The 17722-nt window shown below is 69.5% G+C and carries 17 protein-coding genes; 9 read left to right on the plus strand and 8 right to left on the minus strand.

Going from position 1 to position 17722, the window contains the following annotated elements; translation table 11 throughout:
- Window positions 1-12: 12 nt before the first annotated feature.
- From ADK41_RS30265 to ADK41_RS30285, 5 genes are all read right to left on the minus strand, one after another.
- On the minus strand, window positions 13-702 hold the full coding sequence (locus tag ADK41_RS30265) for a copper homeostasis protein CutC (protein ID WP_030829146.1): 690 nt from the start codon (window positions 700-702) through the stop codon (window positions 13-15).
- Between the two features lie 74 nt (window positions 703-776).
- Window positions 777-1457 (minus strand): maleylpyruvate isomerase family mycothiol-dependent enzyme, encoded by a 681-nt coding sequence (locus tag ADK41_RS30270; RefSeq protein WP_030829150.1) that lies wholly within the window; start codon window positions 1455-1457, stop codon window positions 777-779.
- Between the two features lie 87 nt (window positions 1458-1544).
- Window positions 1545-2450 (minus strand): DUF3800 domain-containing protein, encoded by a 906-nt coding sequence (locus ADK41_RS30275; protein WP_030829153.1) that lies wholly within the window; start codon window positions 2448-2450, stop codon window positions 1545-1547.
- Between the two features lie 158 nt (window positions 2451-2608).
- Window positions 2609-2812, minus strand: coding sequence for a DUF397 domain-containing protein (locus ADK41_RS30280; protein ID WP_030829156.1), 204 nt, complete (start codon window positions 2810-2812; stop codon window positions 2609-2611).
- Window positions 2809-3654 carry a helix-turn-helix domain-containing protein gene (locus ADK41_RS30285; protein WP_030829159.1) on the minus strand — a complete coding sequence of 282 codons (846 nt, stop codon included), beginning with the start codon at window positions 3652-3654 and terminating at the stop codon, window positions 2809-2811. Before ADK41_RS30285 ends, ADK41_RS30280 begins: the two co-directional genes overlap by 4 nt.
- Before the next feature lie 110 nt (window positions 3655-3764).
- On the opposite strand from ADK41_RS30285, the gene ADK41_RS30290 reads away from it, so the two are divergent.
- The 6 genes from ADK41_RS30290 to ADK41_RS30310 all read left to right on the plus strand — a co-directional run bounded on the left by ADK41_RS30290 (window position 3765) and on the right by ADK41_RS30310 (window position 12660).
- Entirely contained in the window at window positions 3765-4265 is a 501-nt protein-coding gene (locus ADK41_RS30290) for an ATP-binding protein (protein ID WP_051843236.1), read from the plus strand.
- A 107-nt stretch (window positions 4266-4372) separates the two neighbouring features.
- A complete protein-coding gene (locus ADK41_RS30295) occupies window positions 4373-5884 on the plus strand; it encodes a type I restriction-modification system subunit M (protein WP_030829166.1) in 1512 nt (503 codons plus the stop codon).
- Window positions 5885-5886: 2 nt separating this feature from the next.
- Window positions 5887-7065: a restriction endonuclease subunit S gene (locus ADK41_RS40005; RefSeq protein WP_234318877.1), complete on the plus strand. Its 1179-nt coding sequence runs from the start codon at window positions 5887-5889 to the stop codon at window positions 7063-7065.
- A 164-nt stretch (window positions 7066-7229) separates the two neighbouring features.
- On the plus strand, window positions 7230-10835 hold the full coding sequence (locus tag ADK41_RS30300; RefSeq protein WP_078662019.1) for a DEAD/DEAH box helicase family protein: 3606 nt from the start codon (window positions 7230-7232) through the stop codon (window positions 10833-10835).
- A 52-nt stretch (window positions 10836-10887) separates the two neighbouring features.
- Window positions 10888-11550, plus strand: a complete 663-nt coding sequence (locus tag ADK41_RS30305) for an HD domain-containing protein (RefSeq protein WP_030829172.1) — start codon at window positions 10888-10890, stop codon at window positions 11548-11550.
- A 33-nt stretch (window positions 11551-11583) separates the two neighbouring features.
- The gene (locus ADK41_RS30310; RefSeq protein WP_037804533.1) at window positions 11584-12660 is read left to right on the plus strand and encodes a GNAT family N-acetyltransferase; all 1077 of its coding nucleotides are present in this window, start codon (window positions 11584-11586) and stop codon (window positions 12658-12660) included.
- On the opposite strand, the gene ADK41_RS30315 is transcribed toward ADK41_RS30310, so the two are convergent.
- Together ADK41_RS30315 and ADK41_RS30320 are read right to left on the minus strand one after the other, a co-directional pair.
- Complete coding sequence (locus ADK41_RS30315) at window positions 12627-12920, minus strand: DUF4031 domain-containing protein (protein WP_030829178.1); 294 nt, start codon at window positions 12918-12920, stop codon at window positions 12627-12629. The two genes, ADK41_RS30310 and ADK41_RS30315, sit on opposite strands and share 34 nt — an antisense overlap.
- Window positions 12917-13321: a hypothetical protein gene (locus tag ADK41_RS30320; RefSeq protein ID WP_030829181.1), complete on the minus strand. Its 405-nt coding sequence runs from the start codon at window positions 13319-13321 to the stop codon at window positions 12917-12919. Before ADK41_RS30320 ends, ADK41_RS30315 begins: the two co-directional genes overlap by 4 nt.
- Window positions 13322-13377: 56 nt before the next feature.
- On the opposite strand from ADK41_RS30320, the gene ADK41_RS30325 reads away from it, so the two are divergent.
- From ADK41_RS30325 to ADK41_RS30335, 3 genes are all read left to right on the plus strand, one after another.
- Window positions 13378-14319 carry a MurR/RpiR family transcriptional regulator gene (locus ADK41_RS30325; protein ID WP_030829184.1) on the plus strand — a complete coding sequence of 314 codons (942 nt, stop codon included), beginning with the start codon at window positions 13378-13380 and terminating at the stop codon, window positions 14317-14319.
- A gap of 125 nt (window positions 14320-14444) precedes the next feature.
- Entirely contained in the window at window positions 14445-15380 is a 936-nt protein-coding gene (murQ, locus tag ADK41_RS30330) for an N-acetylmuramic acid 6-phosphate etherase (protein WP_030829187.1), read from the plus strand.
- Window positions 15381-15422: 42 nt separating this feature from the next.
- The gene (locus ADK41_RS30335; protein WP_030829190.1) at window positions 15423-15992 is read left to right on the plus strand and encodes a hypothetical protein; all 570 of its coding nucleotides are present in this window, start codon (window positions 15423-15425) and stop codon (window positions 15990-15992) included.
- 93 nt (window positions 15993-16085) lie between these two features.
- Here ADK41_RS30335 and ADK41_RS30340 read toward each other — a convergent pair whose 3' ends face one another.
- On the minus strand, window positions 16086-17567 hold the full coding sequence (locus ADK41_RS30340; RefSeq protein WP_030829193.1) for an MFS transporter: 1482 nt from the start codon (window positions 17565-17567) through the stop codon (window positions 16086-16088).
- Window positions 17568-17722: the final 155 nt, after the last annotated feature.

The following is a 17722-nucleotide window of genomic DNA, read 5'->3' on the forward strand; positions in this document are numbered from 1 at the left end:
CGGCAACCCCGCTCAACCCCCCAGCACCCGCCGCCACTGAGCGACGGCCTCCGCCGACACCGGCCCGCCCCAGCCCTCCGGCCGCGCCGCCCCACCGATGTGAAAGGCGTCGACGCCGGCCTTCACCAGCAACGGCACATGCTCCAGCCGCAACCCGCCCCCCACCAGCAACCGCTGCTCGTACCCCGGCTCCCCCCGCCGCCCCGCCTCCGCGAGCAGCGTCGGCAACCCGGCGTCCACTCCCGCGGCCGCCCCGGCCGTCAGGTAGGTGTCCAGCCCGGGGAAGTCCGCGAGCTGCTTGCGCAGGGCGTCCCGGTCGGCGGCCCGGTCGATGGCCCGGTGGAACGTCCACCGGCATCCCTCCAGCTCACCGGCCACCCGCTCCACCGCCCCCAGGTCCACTCCCCCGTCCGGGCCGAGGAACCCGAGCACGAACTCCTCCGCCCCGACCCCGCGCATCGCGCGCGCGGCCTCCACCAGCCGCTCGACGGACCCCGCCGCGAACCCGTCCGCCAGCCGCAGCATCACCCGCACCGGAAGGTCCACGGCCGCCCGGATCCCCGCGACGGTCGCCGCCGCCGGCGTCAGTCCGTCCGCCGCCATGTCGGTCACCAGCTCGAGGCGGTCCGCACCTCCGGCCTGGGCGGCCACCGCGTCCTCGACGTCGAGGGCGATCACCTCCAGGACTGCACGCTTGCTCATGGGACCCCATTCCTCGGCATCAGGCGGCGACTACAGGTCTAGTCCAATCCAAGCCTACGCCCTGCCCCCACCGCTCACCCCCCGAAGATGTTCAGCTCCGCCGCCTCCACCCCGGCCAGCTCGTACGCGGCCCCGTCCACCGGGCGCCCCGCGTACAGCCGTACGAGCGTCGGCCCGTCGCCGATGTAGCGGGCCGGGGGACGCTCCCCCGTGGCGTCGCCCAGCCGCAGCGGCTCGTCGGCGTCGTCGAGGTCGGCGTGCAGGGAGAGGTGCCCCTTGAAGGACGTGACCTGTGCCAGCAGCTCCAGCGCGTACGGCAGCCCCGCGCCCGCGTACGCCCCCGGCTCCCCGAGCGCGACCCGTACGTCCCCGGCGTGCACCCACTCGCCCAGCGCGAGCTTGTCCAGCGCCCCGCCCGCGTCGGCGATCAGTGGCCCGGCCTCGGTCATCCCGCGGTACAGCTCGTCCACGACCTGGGCGTTCGCCCACTCCGCCCGCTCGGCGATGTCGCGCTGGTTGCTCTCGGGCGAGAACGCCCCGTCCTCGAACCGCCGCTCCAGGACCCGGGTGAACGCGGCCGAACAGTGCGCCAGCACGTCCCGCACCGTCCATCCCGGACACGCCGCCACCGGCAGCGCGAAGTCCGCGTCGCCGCGCCCCCGCAGCAGCGGGATCAGCGCGTCCCGCTCGACGGCCAGCAGCCGCCCGGGCAGTTCGGGGTCTCGTACGTTCTGTACATCCGCAGGAGTCGTCATGCCGCCCACGCTAGTGGTGGACGGGCCTCGAAGTCCGTACCGACCGTGGTACGCCGATGCCGTGCTGCCGGCCGCAGCGGGCACGCACTACAGCGTGCTCGGCACATCACCTTCGTCGGTCTGTTGCGCGGGAATGGCCGGCTTCCGCCCTGCGGCCTCACCGAGACCGAACATCAGACTCGACGGCCGCGCGGTCCGCCGGTCGGACACCACGATCCCGCCGCGCCACTTGCCCACCGGGTCCTGGTACCGGAACTGGAGCTTCTTCAGCCGCTCCCCGAACTCCTCCCTCAGTGGGCGGTACGCGTCGTCGCAGTGCACGTTCCACGTCACGTCGCCCAGGTAGGCGTGGCAGGCGATGGGGAACAGCAGGGAGGAGACGACGAGGTCCGAGAGCTGGAGCAGCGTGTGGGTGTCGCTGTGCCCGAAGACCGGCGACTCGATGACGCCCTTGAGGAGGTCGCCGCCCGCGCGGTACTTGCGCGTCGTCACGCAGTGCACGTTCGGCGCGTTCTTGGACTTGGTGCGGCTGTCGAGGACCATGACGCCGCGCGAGTGACAGTCCAGCAGCTGGGCCTGGAACGTCTCGGTGAGGCTTCCGACCGAGGTGCTGTACACGCCGGTCTCGTTGAAGGCGAGGCCCTCCTGCTTCACCCACACGCGGGCCAGGAGACGTGCGTTGCAGCGCTCCAACAATCCAAGGATCGAGTCGACGAGGAGCATCGCCGCCCGGCGCCGGTCACGGTTCCCGACGCGGACGTCCTTGCGGACGTCGGACCCCTTGATCTCCGTGTGGATCACTTCGGAGAGGTGCAGGGCACGGCGCAACTGCGGCCGGTACGTCTTCTTGATGTTGAGGAAGTCCCAGGTCAGCTGCTTGATGTGGGAGTCGTGAACGGTGAAGCCACCGACGACGAGGACCGGCGGGGCGTCCGGTCTGGCGGGGTCGAGCGTCTGGCCGTTGCCCGCCTCGTCGATGTAGCACAGGTACAACGATCCCTCCCGGAAAACACTCGGGCCGCTCCCGAAGGAGCGGCCCCAGGACCTGGTGCAGCCATATGCACCGTGTTTTGTTTGCTACCGCCGATGCTGCCAAGACCGACCGAAGCCGGTCAAGCCGACCGTCACGCCATGCTGACGTCGATTTTCGGTCAGTGAGCGTGACGTGCGTGAGCGACGAAGGCGGACCAGGCGGCGGGGGCCACTGTGAAGGCGCCCTGGCTTGTGTCCTTGGAGTCGCGGACGTGGACGGAGGCGGGGAGGGTGGCGACCTCGATGCAGTCGCCTCCAGAACCACCGCTGTAACTGGACTTGAACCAGTTGAGCGACTGGCCTTTGAACTGCTCGCTTGTCATGAGTCTCCTTGCAGCAGCTTCTCGATGCGGCGCAGGGACTCCTTCGGGGTCAGCGCCTGAGCCCGGATGATTCCATAGCGCGCCGCGATGCCACGGACGATTTCCCTTTCGGTGATCACCCGACCGCTTCCCTGACTCTCCAAGTAGGCCACCTGCTCCCCTCCTTCCGGCACCATCAACGTGAACGGACCGTCCACGCAAGCATGGTCGGTTGCTCCGGTCGGCATCACCTGAATCTCTACGTTCGGGTTCTGGCCGGTGAGGAGCAAGTGCTCAAGCTGCCCTCGTAGCACCTTAGAACCGCCGATGGGCCGCTGAAGAACGGCCTCCTCCAGGACAAAGCTGAGCACTGGTGCGGGCATGCGGCCGAAGAGCTTGTGTCGCGCGAGCCGCGCCGACACCATCTGCTCGATCTCCGCCTCGTTCCGGCGCGGGCGCCACACCGTGAACATCGTCCTGGCGTAGGCCTCGGTCTGAAGCATGCCCGGCACGATCAACGGCGCGTACTGATGGAACTCGACCGCCGTCTCCTCGATCCGCGCAGCATCCCGAAAGAAGGCCGGGTACCGCGTCAGGGCGACCGCTCGCTTCATCGCAAGCAGAACCCCGTCCGCCTCAAGCAGCGTGTCCAGTTTCTCGATGGTGTCCGGCCTGGCGATTCGCCGGCCCTGCTCGATCGCGGCAATCTGCGCCTCGCTGTATCCGAGGAGCGGGCCGAGGGCGGCCTGGGTGAGACCGGCACGTTCCCGAAAGAGCTTGATCTGCCTACCGAAGCACCGCAGGAGCTCGTCGGCAGGATCCTGGCCGCGTACCGCGACCGCCTGTTCCGGAACCTGCACCATGGGCCACCCCTGTTCCTGCCCTTACAGACACATTCGGCGCCCTTACAGACACAATGTGTAAGGACGTGGTTGCTGGTCACCGTACGTACGCCGCACGAGGCTCACCCCCCATGACCACTGAAATTCCCCCCATCGAGCACACCGGGCAGCCCTCAGCCCATGCCGAAGAGTTCTCCATGTGCTTCACCTCCACCCCGCGAGGTGCCCGCCTGGCCCGAAGGCTCGCTTCCCACCGCTTGGATGCCTGGGGTTTCCCGTACGAGTCCGAGGTGAACGAGACCGTGACGCTGGTCGTGGCCGAGCTCACCGCCAACGCGGCGACCCACGGCCGCGTTCCGGGCCGCGACTTCCGCCTGAGCCTGACACTGCCGGCCGCCCGCGACCTTGTGCGCATCGAGGTCACCGACACCCGAGACGGTGGCTTGTCGCCAACCTGGTCCTGTGCTCCTCAGGATCCCGAGGCGGAGGAGGGCCGCGGCCTCTGGTTGGTGTCCCGCCTGGCGAGCCGGCTGTCCGTCGGACCGCGCGAGGAGGGAGGACCGGGCAAGACGGTACGAGCCGAGCTGGACCTCTGCGGCGAAGTTCATGCGATCAACCGAGTCTCGGAGTGACCGGATGACCGTGCGGTGATGACGTGAGCGGTCCGGGTCCGAGCCAAGATGTTCCGGATCCTCCACACTGGCCGTCGTTGTCACTGGTGGGTCGTAGGATCCCTCGTGTGATTACGGGTGAGCTGAAGAGCAAGGTGGACCGCGTCTGGGACGCGTTCTGGTCGGGCGGGATCTCCAACCCGCTGGAAGTGATGGAGCAGATCACCTACCTGCTCTTCATCCGGCGTCTGGACGAGTTGCAGACCGTCAAGGACAAGATGGCCCGGCGCGGCATCCCTGACACCAACCCGTTCTTCGGCCCTGACCAGCAGGATCTGCGCTGGCAGAACTTCAAGGACACCGAGCCGGCGAAGATGTACGAGACGGTCGCCGAGGAGGTCTTCCCCTACCTGCGTGCTCTGGGAGGCGAGGACTCCACGTACTCGCACCACATGAAGGACGCCCGCTTCACGATCCCGACGCCCAACCTCCTGTCCAAGGTCGTCCTCCTCCTGGAGGGCATCCCCATGCAGAACAAGGACACCAAGGGTGATCTGTACGAGTACATGCTCGGCAAGATCGCCTCGGCGGGGCAGAACGGGCAGTTCCGCACCCCTCGGCACATCATCCAGCTGATGGTCGAGATGACCGAGCCGAACCCGCGCGACGAGATCTGCGACCCCGCGTGCGGCACGGCCGGCTTCCTGGTCGCCGCGTCCGAGTACGTACAGCGCGTCCACAAGGACGACCTGGTCGAAGCCGACAACCAGCACCACTTCAACAACAGCATGTTCCACGGGTTCGACTTCGACTCGACGATGCTCCGCATCGGCTCGATGAACATGCTCCAGCACGACGTGGCCAGTCCGGACATCCGCTACCGCGACTCGCTGTCGGAGGACGCGGGCAAGGAGACCGACCGGTACTCCCTGATCCTCGCGAACCCGCCCTTCGCCGGCAGCCTCGACTACGAGACGACCTCCTCGGAGCTGCTGAAGGTCGTCAAGACCAAGAAGACCGAGCTCCTCTTCCTGGCTCTCTTCCTCAAGCTACTCAAGCCAGGCGGCCGGGCCGCAGTGATCGTTCCCGACGGTGTCCTCTTCGGCTCGACGAAGGCCCACAAGGAACTACGCCGCATGCTGGTCGAGGAACAGAAGCTCGACGCGGTGGTGAAGCTCCCGTCCGGTGTCTTCAAGCCGTACGCCGGTGTCTCCACCGCCATCCTCTTTTTCACAAAGACGGACTCCGGCGGCACGGACGAGGTCTGGTTCTACGACGTCCAGGCAGACGGCCTCAGCCTGGACGATAAGCGAACGCCCCTGTTGCCCGAGGACCGTCTGGGCCTTCGTGCTACCAGCCTCACGGCCGAGGACCACGCGAAGAACAACCTCCCCGACGTCTTGGCCCGCTGGAAGCGTCGCACCACGGATGAGCGCTCGCGTGTCCGGACGGAGCAGAGTTTCTGCGTCCCGAAGTCCGACATTGCCGCCCAGGGGTACGACCTCTCCCTGAACCGCTACAAGGAAATTGTTCACGAGGAGGTCGTGACCCGACCACCGCTGGAGATCCTGGACGACCTGGAGCGCTTGAACAAGGAGATCGAGGCGGGCACGGCGAAACTGAAGGAGATGCTGACGTGAAGATGTTGCCCCTGGGTGAAGGGTTCGCGTCCATCCGCAACGGGATGAACATCAAGCAGGACAAGTCTCCACGAGGCCTTCCGATCACCCGCATCGAAACCATCTCCAAGGGGGTCGTCGACCCTAATCGAGTCGGATATGCGGGACTGGAACGCGAAGACTGCAGAGATTGGATACTCCAAGAAGGAGACATTCTCTTCAGCCACATCAACAGCGTTGAACATATCGCCAAATGCGCGATCTACCGAGGCGAACCTCGCGAACTAGTTCACGGGATGAACCTACTACGCCTTCGCGTAGAGCAATCCATACTCGATCCGAACTATGCAATACACGCAATGAGAACGCCCGAATTTCGGGCCCGCATCATGCCTTTCGTGAATCGTGCCGTAAATCAGGCAAGCATTTCTATTGGCAATTTGAAAGGCGTCTCACTCCCAGCCCCCTCCCTAGAGGAGCAGGCGCGCGTCGTTAATCTTCTTGACCAAGTGGACTCCCTACGGGACCAGCGCCGCAAGGCTACTACTCTCCTCAACGACCTTGCTCATTCCATCTTCTTCGACATGTTCGAGGAGGGCACCCGATCCACAAAGTGGCCACGCATGCCCATCTCCGACATCGGGGAGGTCGTAACAGGTAGCACTCCTGAGACATCGAACGCCAGCTATTTCGATGGCCCTATCCCCTTCGCCACCCCTGCAGAGATTGGCAAAGAATGGTTGGTCCGCACCACATCGCGGACATTGACCAGCTCGGGCGCCGCGCGAGGAAGACTCATTCCATCCGGCTCCGTCCTCGTTACCTGCATCGGGGCATCGCTTGGCAACGTCTCCTTGGCTGAGGTTCCTCTGGCTACGAACCAGCAGATCAACTCTGTGGTATTGAATGGCAGCATCATCGATTCCTGGTATGCCCTTTTCGCCTTCAAAAAGCTCCTTCCAGACCTCTGGAATGCATCATCCTCTACTACACTCCCCATTGTAAGCAAAAGAAAATTTCAGAGTTTGCAAATCCCGGTTCCCGAGATTTCTGAACAACGTAAGTTCGGAAGTGTAATGAGCCGGTTGAAGCGAGAGATGGTTCCACATCATGACCAGATCTCTGTGCTCGACGAGCTTTTCACTGCACTCCAACAGCGCGCCTTTTCTGGCACCCTCTGGGATCATGAAGCCACCGCGTAGAGCCTGACACGCCTGCGTATCGCACCCGGTCCCCAACCGCCGCTGCAACCATCCACCAGTCGGTCGGCGTCCAACAACCGTCACATCACGTCACACAGGCCGCTGAGCATGTAGCAGTCAGGAAGACAGCTCTCGCTCGCAGGGGGAAGGGACACAGCTCGGTCATGGCCATAGAGCGGCGCGACAACGGACAGGGGCAGGAGAAGAACCCGGAGGAACGGAACCCGCAGGAAGCCCGGGACACCACCGCCGCTCGCAACATCGGCCAGCCCCAGAGCAACTTCCACTTCCTCCGCACCGAGTGGCCCGCCCTCTATGACGAAGCCCTCCGTGCCGAGCGGCTCGCCCACGCCGACCCCCGTACCTCCTGCTTCTACGCCCGCCGTGTCCTCGAACTCGCCGTGCACTGGATGTACGACAACGACTCCGCGCTGCGGCCCCCGTACCAGAACGACCTGAGCGCGATGCTGCACGAGCCGAGCATGCGGAACCTGGTCGGGCCGACGCTCAGCGCGAAGATGGACCTCATCCGGCGCCAGGGCAACCACGCCGTGCACCGCCCGGCCCCCGTCCAGGACAGGGACGCGGTGAGGACGGTCGCCGAGCTGTTCCACGTCTTCTACTGGTTCGCCCGCACCTACGCGCCCGACCCGGCCACCGCTCCCGCCCCTGGTGTCCAGTTCGACACCCAGCGCATTCCGCGTCCCATCCCCGCCGAGGTCAAGTTGCGCCGCCAGGCCGAGCTGAAGAAGCAGGCCGAGGAGGATCAGGCCCGTTGGGACGCCCAGGCCAAGGAGCTGGCCGAGGCGCGCGCGAAGGGGGCGCAGCTCGCCTCCGAGGTGGCCGAGCTGCGTGCCCGGATCACCGAGCTCCGCAAGGCCAACGAGGCTCGCCCCGACACCCACGACTACGACGAGGCCGCCACCCGCGACCTGTTCATCGACCTCCTCCTCAAGGAGGCGGGCTGGGACCTCACCGAGGAGCGCGACCGCGAGTTCCCGGTCGACGGCGAGCCCGGAGTGATCAGCGAGTCCGGCAAGGGCTACGTGGACTACGTGCTGTGGGGCGACGACGACCGGCCCCTCGCCGTTGTCGAGGCCAAGCGCACCCGGGTCGACGCCCGCGCCGGCCGCCAGCAGGCCGAGCTCTACGCCGACGCGCTCGAGGCCGCCTACGGCCAACGACCGGTGATCTTCTACACCAACGGCTACGAGACCTACCTGTGGGATCAGTGGGGCAGGGGCAAGGACGTCAAGGACAAGAACAGGGGTTACCCGCCCCGCAGGGTCCAGGGCTTCCGCACCAAGGACGAGCTGCACTGGATGATCCGGCAACGCGCCGGCCGGCTCGCCCTGAAGTCCTCCAACGTCAACCAGGGCATCGCGGGCCGCCCCTACCAGCTCCAGGCCATCCAGCGGGTCAGCGAGAGCTTCGAGAAGGAGAAGCGCCGCCGCGCCCTCCTTGTCATGGCGACCGGCACCGGCAAGACCCGCACCACCGTGGCCTTCGCCGAGCTGCTGCAGCGGGCGGGCTGGGTGCGCCGCATCCTCTTCCTCGCCGACCGTCAGGCCCTCGTCAACCAGGCGGTGCGGGCGTTCAAGGAGCACCTGCCGAACAGCGTGACGGTCAACCTCCTCACTGAGAAGAAGACCGACGCCCACGTCTACGTCTCGACGTACCCGACGATGATGAACCTGGTCAACGAGGTCACGGAGGACGGCCGCCGCCGCTTCGGGCCGGGCTTCTTCGACCTGGTCGTCATCGACGAGGCCCACCGCTCGGTCTACGACAAGTACGGCGAGCTGTTCGAGTACTTCGACAGCCTCCTCCTGGGACTGACGGCCACGCCCAAGGACGACGTCGACCACAACACGTACCAGCTGTTCCAACTGGAGGACGGCGTCCCCACCGACTCCTACAGCCTGGACCAGGCCGCCTCGGACGGCTTCCTGGTGAAGCCGAACGTCGTCGACGTGCCCTTCGACTCCCTCCGGCGGGGCTTCCGCTACGACGACCTCACCGAGGAGCAGAAGGAGGCCTGGGACAACCTGGAGTGGACCGAGGACGGGCAGGTCCCCGACGCGGTCTCCGCCGACGAGATCAACCGCTTCCTGTTCAACCGGCCGACCATCAACAAGGCGCTCGAAGTCCTGATGCGGCACGGCCTGCGCGTCGAGGGCGGGGACCGGCTCGGCAAGACGATCATCTTCGCCAAGAACAACACGCACGCCCTTGCCATCGAGGAGCAGTACAACCTCAACTACCCGCAGGGCGCCGGGAACGACGCCCGGGTCATCACCTACCAGGAGAAGAACCCCCAGCAGCTCATCGACGACTTCTCCGACCCGGCCAAGGCCCCGGACATAGCCATCTCGGTCGACATGCTGGACACCGGCATCGACGTGCCCGAGGTGCTGAACCTCGTCCTGTTCAAGCCGGTGTACTCGCGGACCAAGTTCTGGCAGATGATCGGCCGCGGCACCCGTCTGCGCCCGGACGTATACGGGCCCGGCCGCGACAAGGACGGCTTCAACGTCTTCGACCTGTGCGGCAACGCGGAGTTCTTCAACCAGGAACTCGACCGCGCCCCCGCCCGGCAGGCCCCGACGCTCACCGAGAAGCTGCTGCAGCGCCAGCTCGACCTCATCCGGACGCTGGACCGCCGCCAGGCTCCTGACCCGGCGCAGGACGGCGGTCCGGACGCGATCGACACCGAGGCGTCCCTGCGCTGGGCGGCGGCGCACCGTCTCCACCGGACGGTGCGGGGCATGAACCTCGACAACTTCCTCGTGCGACCGCACCGCCGTCACATCGAGGTGTTCGGCGGCGACTTCGCCGCCTGGCACCGCATCGGCGACGACGCGGCCCACGCGCTGAGCGAGGACGTCCTCGGCCTGCCGTCCGACTACTGGCCGGAGGGCGAGGACAAGGGCGAGGAGGCCAAGCGCTTCGACCTCATCGCCTACCGTCTCCAGCTCGCGGCCCTGGAGGGTGGCTCCGACTACACGCGCCTGCGCGGCCAGGTCAAGGAGCTCGCGGAGGACCTCCTCGGCAAGAGGAACATCCCCGTCGTCCGCGATCAGGCCGACCTGCTGGAGGCCATCACGGACGACGCGTGGTGGCAGAACGTGACCGTCCCGATGCTGGAGCACGTGCGCCGCCGTGTGCGCGGCCTGGCCCACCTGGTCGACGCTCCGGCCGCTCGGAAGATCGTCTACACGGACATAGCGGAGGACCACGGAGACCTGACGGAAGTCGAGCTCAAGGGCCTGCCCGTCGGCACGGACGAGGAGCGCTTCAAGCAGAAGGCCCGCGCCTACCTCCAGACCCACCGCGAACAGGAGGCCGTCCGCAAGCTGCGCGAGAACGAGCAGGTCACGGCTGAGGACCTGGCCACCCTGGAGGAGGTCTTCCTCACCGAGGGGGTCGCCTCCGCCGAAGACCTGGAGCAGAAGCGCGCGGCCGACGGCGGTCTCGGCGTGTTCCTGCGCCGCATCGGGGGTCTGGACCGGGAGGCGGCGCAGGAGGCCTTCTCCGGCTTCATCGCCGACCACGACCTCTCCGCCGACCAGATCGACCTCGTCGGCCTCATGGTCCGGTACGTGGCGGCCAACGGACTCATCGGCATCCGCGACCTGTACGAGAACAACCTCTTCAGCAGCCGCGGGATCATCGACGACCACTTCACCGACGACGAGATCGACGCCCTGGAGGTCGTCTTCCGCACCCTGCGTGCCCGTGCCATCCCGGATGCGGACCTCGCAGCTTGAGGAAACCCTTCCAGAGCCACGGAGCGGGCACGCACCGGGAAGAATGGACGGCATGGCCGACACCGAAGCCCTGCGTGCCCGTTTCGTCCGCGCCCTGGAGGGGGCCCGCGGGCCCGGGGGCGGTCCGGATCCGCTGCCGTACGCCGACGACCTGCTCGGGCGCTGGCGGGAACCGCAGCGGCACTACCACACCCTCACCCACCTGACCGCCGTCCTCGACCACGTCGACGAGCTGGCGGACCACGCCGCCGACCCGGACGCGGTCCGGCTCGCCGCCTGGTTCCACGACGCCGTGTACCTGCCGGAGCGGTCGGAGAACGAGGAGCGGTCCGCCCGGCTCGCCGAGCGGGCGCTGCCCGAGGCCGGGGTGTCCGCGGAGAGGACCGCCGAGGTGGCCCGGCTGGTGCGGCTCACCGTCACGCACGATCCCGCCGGCGACGACCGGAACGGACAGGTGCTGTGCGACGCCGACCTCGCGGTCCTCGCCGCGCCGCCGTCGGCGTACGCCGCCTACACCGCCGCCGTGCGCGAGGAGTACCACTTCGTGCCGAACGAGGCGTTCCGCGAGGGGCGGGCCGACGTGCTGCGGCAACTCCTCGCCCTGCCACGGCTGTTCCGTACGCCCTACGGTCAGGAGCACTGGGAGGCCACCGCCCGCTACAACCTGCGCGGCGAGCTGGAAATGCTGTCGCCCCCGGCCGCGCCGCCCGCCTAGCCTGCCCGCATGCATGCGGTGGGAGCGGAACAGGTGGAGGAAGCCGTCGCGGACTGCGTGGCGGCGCTGGGGGCGGTCGTCGACCGGGACTGGGGGACGGTGAGGGCCGGGCGGCTGGAGTGGAGCTGCCGGCGGACGGCGGAGCACATCGCGAGCGATCTCGTCGCGTACGCGGGACAGCTCGCCGGGCGGGCGCAGGACGCGTACGTGCCCTTCCAGATCACGCTCGACGGCAGCGAGGACGGCCTGGACCCCGCCGACAACGCGGGCGCCCTCCAGGTGATCACCACGACCGGCGCCCTGCTCGCCGCCGCGATCCGCACCACCCCCCGCGCGGTCCGCGCCTTCCACCCGTCCCCCTTCCGGCACGCGAACCGTGAGGGGTTCGCCGCGATGGGCGTCGCCGAGGTGCTGCTGCACACGCACGACATCGCCGTGGGGACGGGGATCGCGTACGAACCGCCGGCCGGACTGGCCTCCTTCGTCCTGACCCGGATCTTCCCGCGGGTCGAGCCGGGGCCCACGCCGTGGCGGACGCTGCTGTGGGCCACCGGGCGCGGCGAGCTGCCGGGGCGGGAGCCGGTCACCGGGTGGCGGTGGAGCAACAACCCGGTGCTGCGGTCTCAGCGGCTGACCCTGGAGGGCGTCACCCCCGCGGTCGCGGCCGATCTCTCCCTCGCCGGCGACGGCGGGTTCGACTGGGTGGACTCGGGGCCGCTCGAGGGGACGCGGGAGGGCGCCGGGATGCTGCTCACGCAGTACGAGGAGGGCGTCCTCCACCCGGAGTGGGGCATGTACGTCCTGGTCCGGCGCGAGGACGACCGCGCGGTGGGCGCGATGGGGTTCCACGGCGCCCCGGACGAGGACGGCAGGGTGGAGATCGGCTACGACCTCTCCGTGGACGCCCGCGGCCACGGCTACGCCACCGAGGCGCTGCGCACCCTGTCGGCGTGGGCGCTCGCGCAGGACGGCGTACGGACGGTGGCCGCCGTCGTCGAGCGGGAGAACGGGCCCTCGCGGAAGGTCGTCACCCGGGCCGGTTTCACCGAGGTGTCCCGGCAGGAGGGGCGGATCTCCTACGCACTGGTCTCCTGCGAACCGGGCGGCTGAGCCGCGCCCTTGCGGCGCCGCAGCCCCGCCCCGTGCAGCAGCCGCACCACCTCGCGGCTGCTGACCTCGACCGCCCCGGCGCGCACGGCGTCGGCGTACCGGTGCCGGGGGAGGTCGTAGTGGTCGCGTTCGAAGGCGCGGCGGGGGACGCCCAGACGGTCGGCGAAGGTGTGCAGTTCGTCGTAGGAGAGGTCGCTGACGAGGTGGGACCACATCCGTCCGTGGCCCGGCCAGGCGGGCGGGTCGATGTAGACGGTCACGAGGGCGTCGCTCCGTCCAGTGCGCCCACCGCCGCGACCCGCACGCCCGCCTTGTGGCACACCCAGTGCGGATCGGGGCCGAGTTCCGGCTCCACGTCCAGCGCGTGCGGGTCGCCGGTGCCGCAGACCGGGCACAGCGGCCAGCGCCCGTACCGTTCCAGCAGGGCGTCCTGTACGTCCTGGGCGACCAGGCCGGGGAGGAACCCGGCGCCGTCCGGCCACTGCTCCACCCACCAGCGCCGGTGCGTGACGGACTCCTCGACGAGGGACACCACGTCCGCCTCGGCGACCTCGCGCGCGGCCAGATCGGCGAGCACGAGGGCGCGCGCCGCGTGCAAGGCCTGCTCCAGGGGGTTGACGGGGCGGGGTCCGGGGGCGCCGGGTTCGTCGTGGGGGTCCATGCCCCCATTGTGCGCACTCTTGACCACACGACCGGAACGAAAATATCTTTCACATCGTGACCCGTGAAGTGAAGAAAACTTTCGACAGCGGTTCCGGTGGCGGCGTGCCCGCCCCTCCCCCGCCCGCCGCCCTGGCGGCCAAGGTGCGCACACTGGCTCCGTCGATGACCCGGTCCATGCAGCGGGTCGCCGAGGCCGTCGCCGAGGATCCGGCCGGCTGCGCGGCCCTCACGGTCACGGGGCTCGCCCAGCTCACCGGCACCAGCGAGGCCACCGTCGTCCGCACCGCCCGCCTGCTCGGCTACCCCGGCTACCGCGACCTGCGCCTCGCGCTGGCCGGTCTCGCCGCCCAGCAGCAGTCCGGACGGGCGCCCGCCATCACCACCGACATCGCGGTGGACGACCCCATAGCCGACGTCGTGGCGAAACTCGCCTACGACGAGCAGCAGACCCTCGCCGACACCGCGGCCGGGCTGGACACCGTGCAGCTCGCGGCGGCCGTGTCCGCCCTGGCCGGCGCCCGCCGCACCGATGTGTACGGCGTCGGCGCGTCGGGTCTGGTCGCCCAGGACCTCACCCAGAAGCTGCTGCGCATAGGCCTGCTGGCGCACGCCCACAGCGACCCGCACCTCGCCGTCACCAACGCGGTGCAGCTGCGCCCGGGGGACGTGGCGATCGCCGTCACCCACTCCGGGTCGACCGGGGACGTCATCGAACCCCTCCGGGTCGCCTTCGAGCGCGGTGCGACGACGGTGGCGGTCACCGGCCGCCCGGACGGCCCCGTCACGCAGTACGCCGACCACGTCCTGACCACGTCCACGGCCCGGGAGAGCGAGCTGCGGCCGGCCGCGATGTCCTCCCGGACGGGGCAGTTGCTGGTGGTGGACTGTCTGTTCGTGGGGGTCGCCCAGCGGACGTACGAGTCGGCGGCGCCTTCGCTGGCCGCGTCGTACGAGGCGTTGGCCCATCGGCACCGGGTGCCTCGTCAGAGCCCCTAGGGGCTGATCCCGTGTTTCGACCGCGGCCGGTTTGGGGCCGGTCGCGCCCACGCGGCGGAGCCGCACATGTCACAGCCCCGCGCCCCTGGGGGAGCTCTCCCACCCCGAGCTGGAAGGTCACCGTCATGTCTCCTTCTCACCACGACCTCCGCGCCCAGCTGGAGACGCTCACCACCGAGGCGTTCCGGCCCGAGCTGGCGGACGTCGACCGGTTGCCGACGCTCGACATCGCGCGGCTGATGAACGGCGAGGACGCCTCGGTGGCCGGCGCCGTGGCCGAGCAGGTGCCGGTGATCGCCGCCGCGATCGACGCCGTCGCCGAGCGGATGGCCCGCGGCGGACGGCTGGTCTACGCGGGCGCCGGCACCGCCGGCCGGCTGGGGGTGCTGGACGCCTCCGAGTGCCCGCCCACCTTCAACACCGATCCGGCGCGGGTCGTCGGTCTGATCGCGGGCGGCCGGGGCGCCCTGGTCACCTCGGTGGAGGGCGCCGAGGACTCCCGCGAGCTGGCCGAGGCCGACCTGGCCGCGCTGGGGCTGACCGCCGACGACACGGTGGTCGGGGTCTCCGCCTCCGGCCGCACCCCCTACGCGGTCGGCGCCGTCGCGTACGCCCGTGCGCGCGGCGCCCTCACCGTGGGCCTGGCCTGCAACCGGGGCAGCGCGCTGGCGGCGGCGGCCGAGCACGGCATCGAGGTCGTCGTCGGCCCGGAGTTCCTCACCGGCTCCACGCGCCTGAAGGCCGGTACGGCGCAGAAGCTGGTGCTGAACATGCTGTCGACGATCACGATGATCCGGCTGGGCAAGACGTACGGGAACCTGATGGTCGACGTGCGGGCCTCCAACGAGAAGCTGCGCGCCCGTTCCCGCCGTATCGTCGCGCAGGCGACGGGCGCGGCGGACGACGTCGTCGAGCGTGCCCTGACCGCCACGGACGGCGAGGTCAAGCACGCCATCCTGGTCGTCCTGGCCGACGTGGACGGCCCGACGGCCGCCCGCCTCCTCGCGGAGTCCGACGGCCACCTGCGCGCGGCGCTGGCGAGGGCGGGCGACGGGGCGTAGCGGCCGGGCGGATACTGGAGGCACCCGACCCGGAGACGAACCATGAACCACGCGCAGCTCACCGCCCTGGGCCGCGCCCTGCGCGTGCTCGGGGAGCACGGCGAGGCGCTGTCCGCCGACACCCCGGACGCCCGGCTGCACGAAGTGAAGGACGACCTGCGGCGGGCCCTGGACCTGCTGGAGGAGAGCGTCACCACGGCCGCGCCCAGCACGCGCTGCGCCGAGCACCCGACCGGGCCGGTCGACAAGAGCGCCCCGGACCTGTGCCTGCTCTGCGAGACCCGGCGCCGCACCGCCCGCCGCGCCGAGTTCAACGGTCCCGCACCGCAGCCCCGGCCCACCGAGCCCGCCCCGTCCCGGTACGGGGTGCGCGGTGACCGGCCGCAGCCGCAGCAGCGCTGGCTGCCGGAGCTGTGGAACGGGCAGGCGTGGCAGCTGTGCGGCACCCCGCGCCGGGACCGGCGCGAGGCGGAGCTGTACGTCGCGGCGCAGCTGCGCGGGCCCCGGGCCGCCCTGGCGTACCGGGTCGTGCACGAGTTCACCGACTACGAGGTGCTGCGCGTGTGGGGGACGCCGGTGCGGGTGGACATCGAGCCGATGGGCCATCCCTGAGGGCGCCCAGCCCTTCCCTCGCCCCACTCATGACGCCGACGGCCGCCGCCCCGGGGTTCCCGGGGCGGCGGCCGTCGGCGGTGTCGACCGGTGCTACGCCTTGGAGGCCTTCACGGCCTCGGGCACGCCGCCGGTGGCGGCGGCTCCCTCCGCCGCCGCGGCACGCTGCCGCGGGATGAAGGCGGCGATGACGAAGCCGAGCAGCGCGGCGCCGGACCCGAGCGCCAGGACCGTGCGGAAGGCGTCCTCGGAGGGCAGCGCGAAGGCGCCGAACCGCGTGGTCATCTGGGCCAGGACGACGCCGGCGACGGCGCTGGCGACGGAGGTGCCGATGGAGCGCATGAGGGTGTTGAGGGCGTTGGCGGCGCCCGTCTCGGAGGCGGGCACGGCGCCCATGATCAGCGTGGGCATCGCGCCGTAGCAGAAGCCGATGCCGGCGCCGATGACGCAGGACGCCAGCACGAAGTGCCAGACCTCGCTCATCAGCAGGACGTTCAGGCCGTAGCCGGCGGCCACGATCAGGGCGCCGGTCATCAGCGTCACCTTCGGGCCCCTGGCGCGGGAGACCAGCGCGGACACCGGGGCCAGCGCCATCATCACCAGGCCGGACGGCGCCATGACCAGACCGGCCGTCAGCAACGACTGGCCCAGGCCGTAGCCGGTCTCCTCCGGCAGCTGCAGCATCTGCGGGATGACCAGGGACATCGAGAACATCGCGAAGCCGATCGCCACCGAGGCGAGGTTGGTGATCAGCACCTGGGGACGGGCCGTGCTGCGCAGGTCCACCAGCGGCTGGTCGTTGCGCAGTTCGAAGAGGCCCCAGGCCGCCAGGATCACGACGGCCGCCGCGAACAGGCCGAGGGTGGTGCCGCTCGACCAGCCCCAGTCGCCGCCCTTGGAGATCGCCAGCAGCAGACAGACCAGTCCGGCCGCCATGCCGATCGAGCCGGGCAGGTCGAACCGGCCGCCGGTGCGCACCTTCGACTCCGGCACGAGGGCTGCCACCGCGACCAGCGCGACCACGCCCAGCGCGGCCGAGGTCCAGAAGAGCGTGTGCCAGTCGAAGTTGTCGGCGATGAGCGCGGCGACGGGCAGGCCGAGGGCGCCGCCGACGCCGAGCGAGGCGCTGATCATCGCGGTGGCCGGGCCCAGCTTCTCCGCGGGCAGTTCGTCGCGCAGGATGCTGATGCCGAGCGGGATCACACCGGACGACAGGCCCTGCAGGGCCCGGCCGACGATCATCGGGACCAGGGAGTCGCTGAGTCCGGCGACCACGGAGCCGACGACCAGCATGCCCATGCTGAGCAGCAGCATGCGGCGCTTGCCGTACATGTCGCCGAGGCGGCCCATGACGGGCGTGGCGACGGCGGCGGCGAGCAGGGTGGCGGTGATGGCCCAGGCGGTGTCCGCGGCGGAGGCGTTCAGGTACTGCGGCAGCCGGCCCACGATCGGGATCACCAGGGTCTGCATCAGCGAGACCACGATGCCGCCGAAGGCCAGTACGGGCACCACGGCACCGGTTCTGGGCGGCGGGGCCGTGCCGGCCGTGGCGGAACGGTCGAGTGCGTCGGACATGAAGGAGGTCTCCGTCGTGACTCGGGCCAATACTTGACTCAGGCAACTTTAGGGCGATTGATTGACTTAAGCAAATGAAAAACGGGTGGCGAGAGGGTGACGCACACAGCGGTGCGGCGCCCCTCCCACGGAGGGGCGCCGCACCGCGAGGACCG

It is taken from the genome of Streptomyces caelestis (genome assembly GCF_001279005.1).
GTDB lineage: Bacteria > Actinomycetota > Actinomycetes > Streptomycetales > Streptomycetaceae > Streptomyces > Streptomyces heliomycini.